General features: G+C 61.9%; 6 protein-coding genes. 2 read left to right on the top strand and 4 right to left on the bottom strand.

Translation table 11 applies throughout. The features are described from left to right. Positions 1-251 precede the first annotated feature (251 nt). Complete coding sequence (locus WCB02_RS36425; RefSeq protein WP_423966497.1) at positions 252-503, bottom strand: hypothetical protein; 252 nt, start codon at positions 501-503, stop codon at positions 252-254. A gap of 394 nt (positions 504-897) precedes the next feature. Between WCB02_RS36425 and WCB02_RS36420 the strand changes: the two genes are divergently transcribed. Together WCB02_RS36420 and WCB02_RS36415 are read left to right on the top strand one after the other, a co-directional pair. Then, the gene (locus WCB02_RS36420) at positions 898-2,070 is read left to right on the top strand and encodes an acetyl-CoA C-acyltransferase (RefSeq protein WP_423966495.1); all 1,173 of its coding nucleotides are present in this window, start codon (positions 898-900) and stop codon (positions 2,068-2,070) included. Between the two features lie 239 nt (positions 2,071-2,309). After that, entirely contained in the window at positions 2,310-3,062 is a 753-nt protein-coding gene (locus WCB02_RS36415) for a hypothetical protein (RefSeq protein ID WP_423966493.1), read from the top strand. Positions 3,063-3,122: 60 nt separating this feature from the next. On the opposite strand, the gene WCB02_RS36410 is transcribed toward WCB02_RS36415, so the two are convergent. The 3 genes from WCB02_RS36410 to WCB02_RS36400 all read right to left on the bottom strand — a co-directional run bounded on the left by WCB02_RS36410 (position 3,123) and on the right by WCB02_RS36400 (position 6,637). After that, complete coding sequence (locus WCB02_RS36410) at positions 3,123-4,424, bottom strand: MFS transporter (protein ID WP_423966490.1); 1,302 nt, start codon at positions 4,422-4,424, stop codon at positions 3,123-3,125. Positions 4,425-4,581: 157 nt separating this feature from the next. Then, positions 4,582-4,995, bottom strand: coding sequence for a hypothetical protein (locus WCB02_RS36405; RefSeq protein ID WP_423966487.1), 414 nt, complete (start codon positions 4,993-4,995; stop codon positions 4,582-4,584). A gap of 163 nt (positions 4,996-5,158) precedes the next feature. Next, positions 5,159-6,637: a GH1 family beta-glucosidase gene (locus WCB02_RS36400; protein WP_423966499.1), complete on the bottom strand. Its 1,479-nt coding sequence runs from the start codon at positions 6,635-6,637 to the stop codon at positions 5,159-5,161. Positions 6,638-6,693: the final 56 nt, after the last annotated feature.

The raw sequence follows: 6,693 nt of genomic DNA, 5'->3' as shown, positions 1-6,693 counted from the left end.
GCCGTCAGCAAGGTACCGATCTTCATGATTTTTCGAACCAGTTACGAGTGAGTCAGAAGGCCACACCGTAAATTGCTCGAATTAATCTCCGGTTTATTGCGTTGCGCCGCGCCCCGTGCATGGCGGTGCTCAGGTAGGGCAGCTGGAGGCTGCGCAACGCAAGACGTTTCGCGGAGACGCTGCATCGCCGATTGTGCCGCGCTGGCAGATTCGTCTCGCTGCTCGTGCAGAAATCTCGGCGATATCAAGCCTCAGCGCGGCTCCTCCTCGGGGGTCCTCGTCGAGGACTTGTGCTGCGTCTGCTGCTGTTGTTTCTGTCCGCCGACCTCCTGGCAGGGGAGTTCCGTCCAGGTTCCGTCGGGCGCCGGTTGGTAGGAGTGACACGACGATGAGGTCGATCTGTCGTCGATCTTCGGCGGTTCGGAATTCCTCGCCAGCGCCGGTGCCATGAGAACAACCGTGGCGGTGACCGAACCGATGAAGATCAGCTTTGTGATCCGCATGTGAGGTTCTCCTTCACGAAGTGATGCACCCTTCAATAAAAAGGATTGTGGTGACTTTTGGGCCACGATGATCAACCTGTGATGGGCTGCTTAACAATTGGTAAAAGGTCGCGTGAGCGGCGGCTGGTCCCGCACGACCAGGAATTCGAAAGAGTCTTCTGCTGAGCCTGGTCGCAAATTCCGCAAGATGGGCGAGCGCGCTGCGATCGGGGTGTCCACCGTCTGTCCTCAGCATCATCCACCATGGATGGACGCGCCGGGCTTAGCCGCCTTGTGGCCACGAGGCTTGCTCCCTTTGCATGGCGTCTGTCATGCCATGGACCAAAGCCATCGACCCCGAATGCCGCTCATGCTAGGACACGACCAGAAGCACATTGTTCAGGGAGAAGGCAAAATGCGTGAGGCCGTCGTCGTTTCCTATGCGCGCACCGGGTTGGCGAAATCTCACCGCGGGGGATTCAACATCACTCCGCCGATGACGATGGCGGCCCATGCCATCAAGCACGCGGTGGAGCGTGCCGGCGTCGACAAGGACTATGTCGAGGACTGCTATCTCGGCAATTGCGCCCATGGCTCGCGCAACATCGGCCGCGAGGCCGCCTTGCTCGCGGGCATGCCGAAGACGACGGCCGGCGTATCCGTCAACCGCTTCTGCTCGTCGGGTCTGCAGACCATTGCGATGGCGGCGAACCACATCCGCGCCGACGGCGCCGATTGCATCGTCGCCGGCGGTGTCGAAAGCATCTCGGCGCCCGCGGGCGGCGTGCCGAAAGAGGCCCAGGACGCCGTGCTTCTGCAACATGCGCCCGACATCTACATGGCGATGATCGATACGGCGGATATCGTTGCCGAGCGCTACAACATCAGCCGTGAATATCAGGATGAGTTTTCGCTGGAGTCGCAGCGCCGCATGGCGGCCGCGCAGCAGGCCAACAAGTTCAAGGATGAAATCGTCCCGATGAACACCCGGATGAAGGTCGTCAACAAGGAAACCAAGGAAGAGAGCATCGTCGACTACACCGTGACGCGCGACGAATGCAATCGGCCCGACACGACGATGGCAGGCTTGAGCAGGCTCGAGCCGGTGAGGGGCCCCGGCAAATACATTACGGCCGGCAACGCCAGCCAGCTCTCCGACGGCGCCGCCGCGGTGGTGCTGATGGAGGCGAAAGATGCCGAGCGGCGCGGCCTCCAGCCGATGGGGCGTTTCGTCGCCTGGGCGGTGGCAGGCTGCGAGCCGGACGAGATGGGCATCGGCCCGGTGTTCGCCGTGCCGAAACTGCTGAAGCGCCATGGTCTCAGGATCGACGATATCGATCTATGGGAACTGAACGAGGCCTTCGCCAGCCAGTGCCTGTACTCGCGTGACAAGCTCGGCATCGATCCCGCCAAGTACAATGTCAACGGCGGTTCGATCGCGATCGGTCATCCCTTCGGCATGACCGGCGCCCGCCTGACCGGCCACATCCTGCAGGAGGGCCGTCGTCGCAAGGCGAAGTGGGGCGTGGTCACGATGTGCATCGGCGGCGGGCAGGGCGGCGCCGGCCTGTTCGAGATCTACAGCTAGGCGCGGTGACGCGCCCGACAAGGGTAGACTGAAATCAAGCAAGCGGTGCGAGATGATATCTCGCGCCGCTTCCGCGTTTCAGGCCGGGCCCGGGACGCTCGTGGAACGGTGCCGTTGGCATTCGTCTTGCTGTTGGCATGGTGAGCTCGGTGGAAACCCGCTTCCGCATGCCTGTCATGTCGGATTTGTACCATGGTTTGCGCGAAAGCCGACACAACGTTCGAACAGCAGAGCAGATCATGACGGACATGGAGGAACTGAAGAAGCGGAAGATGGCGCTCAATCTGGCGATCGTGCATGCGAACCCGGAAGCATTCATCGCCAATTTCATGGGCTGGCTCGAAATCACCGCCTTCATCAGCGCGCAGCGGGCCGGCGAAGCCGAGGTCCCTGCCGACGGGGTGACCCCAGAACTGTCGCCGCAGCAGTTGCAAAAGGGCGGCGTTCATGATGTCGGCAACGACGCGGTCTCGGCCTTTTGCATGACGGCGGCGATGAGAGGGGACAAGGCGGCCGTCGATCAAATGGAGGCCGCCTTTGTGCAGAGCATGGGAAGGGATTTCCCTGGCTCGTTCGGTCTCTGGCACTTTCGCGGCCAGATCGACGCGCCGGTGACGCTTGACGACTTCGTGGGACAGGCCGCAAAGAAGATGTTGCTGGGCGATACTCCGCCGCCGCCGCTGCGCGCCAAGGAAAACTGGAACACCGGCTTGCGCTTCTTCGAGAAGGCCCGCAAATCCAACTTCGTCAACGAGATCATGTATCCGCTGGCGAACTGGACCCGCGCGCGCTGGACCGACACGCTGGAAAAAGGTATCGCGTTCCTGCAGCACATCGAAGACAGTGTTCCGGTGTTGCGCGAGGTGCTGGACGATCCGCGCAACGATCAGCCGTTCATCGCCAACGCGCTGCTGAAATTGGCTCCGGCGGTGGATATGGAACTGACCGAGGAATATCAGGGCTTTCTGCGGTCGCTGGCGCGCCGGACATAGACATAGCGTCTGCCGGATCTGTCGCGCGGGCCCGCCGCCAGCGACCCCATGCTCCGGCGCCTATTTTGCAAAGTCGGAGGCTTGCCCGTCGGCCGTGGCGACCAGATGCTTGGGTACCAGCAGCAGCGCCGGGAGGATCAGGGCGTAGACAGCCGTGATCGCGATGACGCAGACCGTGAAGCCTCCGTAGCGATCGTAGAGGTTGGTGCCGAGAACATCGCCAAATCGCACGACCACGAAGTAGAGACTGTTCGACATCATCAGGGTCGTGCCCTGCAGGCCTCGCGGGCAGGACCGCATGATCAGGTCGAGATAGGCGCCGGTGGCGAGGCCGCCCATCAGGCCGATCGGCACCGCGGCGATCAGCGCCTGTGTCATCGTGTTGATGAAGAGCAGGGGTACCATCTGCGGAACGGCGAGCACGGTGCCCCAGAATAGCAGCCTCTTCAAAGGAATGGCGCGGCAGAGCAGTCCGTAGACGATGAACGTCGGAATGAAGGACGCGGCGAAGATCGCGTTCCATTGCCCCCATTGCGCGTCGGTGGCATGCAGCGTGTTCTGCAGGTGATATTGCAGGGGCGTGGTCGAGCCCGGCGCGAAATTCCATAATAGCCAGATCAGCAGCGCCGGATAGATTGGCCGATGCCGCAGCAGCCGCGCCAGATCCTGCAGCGGGCGGGCGCCGGACTCGATGCGGATATTGTCGAACACCTCTTTCGGTCGCCAGAGTCCATAGAGGCCGACCACGGCCATGATTGCGGCGCCGACCAGAAACAGGATAAGGATCGCTTGATCCGGGTTTTGCTTTTCGAGCAAGCCGCTGAGTGAGCCGCCCATCAAGAGGGCCGCCACCGTCGGAATCGACAGGAAGACGTTCCAGACGGCGCTGACCTGACCGGTCATCGCATGCTGCTGGCCAATGACCGACGTCAGTCCGTTCTGAGCGCTCGAGACAAACAGAAACGAAACCGTCAGCACGACGATCGCCATGAGTAGCGTGCCGTAGCTCATCGGCGTGAACGCAAAGACGAGATAGAGCAGGGCGCTGATGCCGCCAAACAGCAGCATGAAGCCGCGATCTCTCAGTCCCAACGGATTCCACTTGTCGCGGACAAATCCGAAGACGAAGGACAGATAGAGCGGGATCGCGGTCACCAGCCGAAAATTCGCGACCTCATGCGCCGTCAGGTGCAGCCTGTTTTTCAGGAGGAAGCTGATGGGAATGTCGATCAGGCCTCCGGACGGGCTGCCGAAGGCCAGCAGAACGATCAAAAGGCCGAGATAGAGGAAAATGTTCTGCCGCGCCGCAGGCGGCAAATCGACGGCAGTGGCCGGCTCGGCCACGGGACGGTCAATCGTCATTGCGCGCGGTCTATCCCCTGGAGCGGCAGCGAGTACCATATCCGGTCAGAGGGGAATTTGACAGCTGGGTCTGAGCTTTCGAACCCTGCTGGCAAGACGGGGTTTTTCCGCCCGGCCGCAGGACCGTGACAGGTCTCCATCCGGCGGTCAGCGGCCCTCAGGCGGCCTCGACGTTGCCTTCGGCCTCAACGTGCCCTTCGGCGTCTGCGGTTTCTTCAGAGTATTCCGCCATGTCCTCTTCGGCGTATTCCATCGATTCGAAGGCGTCATCGATCGACTCAGGTTGTTCAATGTCAGGTTCTGCGTGTTCGAGGCTCGCTTCAATCCCTTCCATTGGCTGCACGTCTGGAGCCGCTACGGCGGGTACGTGCTTCGCCTGCAGCCAGGACGAGGCTTGCGCCTGCGACTGTTCGAAACCAGCGAGATCAAACTGGTTTCCGTCCGCGTCGGTAATGGTGATGTCCCATCCTTCGCTCTCCCAGACGCGGGCGGTCGCCATCACGATCAGGGCGCTGCTGCGCTGCTTCCTGACTGTCTGATCGTCCTGCTTCGCAACCATCGTGTACGCCACGCCAATCTCCCGAACGCCATCCAAGGCGCGACACACTGTGCCTGTGCATTGGCCTCAATTGGTTCGCGGGATGGCAATTTGGCGGCGCTTCTGCCAAGGTTTTGTCGTGTTGCGATGGGCGACCGATGGCGACGGTTTTTTGGCGTGCCGTTCAAATCGCCAATCAAACCACAGCGTTTTGCCTGATGAGCTCGCGATAGAACGACGCGCTCAGCTTCGGCGTGCGCTGCCGCGTCGCAAAGTCGACATAATAAAGCCCGTAGCGCTTTTCGAGCCCATCCGACCACTCGAAGTTGTCGATCAGGCTCCAGAGGAAGTAGCCGTGCACCGGAACGCCTCCAGATGTCGCGCGCTGCAATTGCCTCAAATAGCTGCGCAGATACATGATGCGATCCGTATCGTAGACGGCGCCATCCGCCGCGCGCTGGTCGCTTGCCGCCGTTCCGTTCTCGGTGATGTAGATGGATTTCACGTTCCAAAGCATTGCCGCGTGACGCGGCACCCAATACATCGCCTCGGGACTGAACCTGAGCCAGGGCGCGTCCATGAGCGGGAACGATGCGGGAAATGGCAGCAGGGCGTAGCCGGCTGCGTTGTCGGCCGCGACGACGTAATGGTCAGCGGTGTAGACGTTGATCCCGAGGAAATCGATCGGAGATGAAATGGCGCTGAGATCTTCAGCCGTGAACTTCGGCGCATCCGTGCCGGCAGAAGCAAGATAGGCGTCGGTGTATTTTCCCTCCAGCAGCAGCGTCAGGTAGCCGGCATTGTGCTCGCGGGTGGCGATTTCCGCCGCGCGCACGTCGGCTGGCGTGTCGAGCGCCGGTATGCAGGACACCATGTTCTCGGCCGGACCGACCCTGGTTCCGGCGCGCCCCCGGGCGCGGATTGCCTGCACCGCAAGACCGTGACCCAGCGCGACATTGTGTCGAACCTGGTTCAGCGCGCCTTGTGGCAGATTGAGGCCGGGGGCGTCGAGGCGGGCGCCGTAGCCCAGATTGACCAGCCTCGCGCATTCATTGATCGTGAAGAAATGCGTCACGCGATCGCTCAGCCGCGCCGCGACGTAGCCGGCATAATCGGCAAAGGCCGCGGACGTGTCGCGAGACATCCATCCGCCGAGGCGGTCCTGCAGCGCCTGGGGCAGATCCCAATGATACAGGGTCGCAAACGGTTCGATGCCATCAGCCAGCAATTCATCGAGCAACCGGTCGTAGAAATCGAGACCTTTCGGGTTGGCTGCGCCGGTTCCTTCCGGGAAGACGCGCGGCCATGCGATCGAAAACCGATAAGCCTTCGCGCCCAGCGCCTTCAGGAGTTGCACGTCGTCCCTGTAGAGATGATAGCTGTCGTCGGCGACGTCGGCATTGCTGCGATCGGCGATCTTTCCGGGGATGTGCGCGAACTGATCCCAGATCGACGGGCCTCGTCCGTCCTCGCCGACGGCTCCTTCGATCTGGTAGGCGGAGGTCGCGGCCCCCCACAGGAATCCGTCCGGGAAATGCGGATCGGAGATCGTGTCGGACGACGCACTCTGTTGGCTCGGGGCGCCCCGACTGGATTCGAGGCCTGTCGCCGCGAGTCCGAGCGCCGACGATCCAGCAATGCCGGCAAAACGGCGCCGGGAAAGGCCGTCGGACACCGTCACCTCACGTCCGAGCAGCTTGCAAATTCACTTGGCAGCCTGATACGAGGCTG

The organism is Bradyrhizobium sp., from assembly GCF_049581145.1.
Classification (GTDB): Bacteria; Pseudomonadota; Alphaproteobacteria; order Rhizobiales; family Xanthobacteraceae; genus Bradyrhizobium.
This window is presented reverse-complemented; position numbering and strand designations above follow the sequence as displayed.

Coding starts and splice junctions, on each gene's coding strand:
- WCB02_RS36425 (WP_423966497.1), bottom strand. CDS start 503: ATGCGGATCACAAAGCTGATCTTCATCGGTTCGGTCACCGCCACGGTT.
- WCB02_RS36420 (WP_423966495.1), top strand. CDS start 898: ATGCGTGAGGCCGTCGTCGTTTCCTATGCGCGCACCGGGTTGGCGAAA.
- WCB02_RS36415 (WP_423966493.1), top strand. CDS start 2,310: ATGACGGACATGGAGGAACTGAAGAAGCGGAAGATGGCGCTCAATCTG.
- WCB02_RS36410 (WP_423966490.1), bottom strand. CDS start 4,424: ATGACGATTGACCGTCCCGTGGCCGAGCCGGCCACTGCCGTCGATTTG.